Origin of the sequence: Streptomyces chiangmaiensis (assembly GCF_036281785.1) — a bacterium.
GTDB classification, from domain to species: domain Bacteria; phylum Actinomycetota; class Actinomycetes; order Streptomycetales; family Streptomycetaceae; genus Streptomyces; species Streptomyces chiangmaiensis.
Genome location: NZ_JAYWVC010000673.1, coordinates 1 through 767 on the forward strand (window position 1 = coordinate 1; position 767 = coordinate 767).

At 68.7% G+C, this 767-nt stretch carries 2 protein-coding genes; both read right to left on the minus strand.

Features of this window, described 5'->3' with window-relative positions:
- The coding region (locus tag VXC91_RS46340; protein WP_329513326.1) for a single-stranded DNA-binding protein at positions 1-209 on the minus strand (209 nt) is incomplete at its 3' end.
- A 4-nt stretch (positions 210-213) separates the two neighbouring features.
- On the minus strand, positions 214-612 hold the full coding sequence (locus VXC91_RS46345) for an integrase core domain-containing protein (RefSeq protein WP_329513327.1): 399 nt from the start codon (positions 610-612) through the stop codon (positions 214-216).
- Positions 613-767 lie beyond the last annotated feature (155 nt).

Below are 767 nucleotides of genomic sequence, written 5' to 3' on the forward strand. Positions count from 1 at the left end.
GTCGGGACCGGGCGAGTGGTACGGGTGATCGTGACGGTCGCGAACGTCATCGAGGCGCCCACATCGTCGACATCCAGCACCATGCGGGAGCGCTTCTCCCCCTCCGGGGTCTCCCACCGGTCGGTCCGCAGACGGCCCGCCTCCACCACCCGGGCCCCCTTCGACAGCGACCCGGTCAGGTTCTCCGCCAACTGCCTGTAGGGTTCCAAAAGCTCAGGATGTGCGCTGACCTGGGTGTTCGCTACGTGACGCGAGCTTCTTCGGGCGGTGTCTCGGTACTCGTGGATGAGGCCGCCGAGGATGTCGTGGCGCTGGATCCGCTGGGCTGGGAACGGGATGACGTCCGGGTCGTTGGCGGGCGCGAAGTTGCAGGGCCCGGTGGGGCCGCCCGTGGTTGTAGTGCTCGGCGTACTCGGCGAGGACGCGCCGCAGGTGCTGCTGGTTGTAGATCAGTAGCCGGTCGGTGCACTCGGCTTGAGCGGTGCGTATGAGCCTTTCGGCGTGGGCGTTCAGCTTCGGCGCCTGGGGAGCGCTCTTGAGGATCTCGATGCCGTCGGCGGTGAAGACCGCGTCGAATGCTTCGGTGTAGCGGCTGTCGCGGTCGCGTAGCAGGTATCAACGGGACCTACCGCACGGCCCCCGGTCGTGCGGTAGGTCCCGGCGTCGTGCGGCCGCTCAGGCGCTGCGGGCACCGGCGGGGACCGTGATCCGATCGGGGTCAGTTGTCGGCGGTACCAGCTTCGATGACCCAGCGGGTGGCCTGGCCC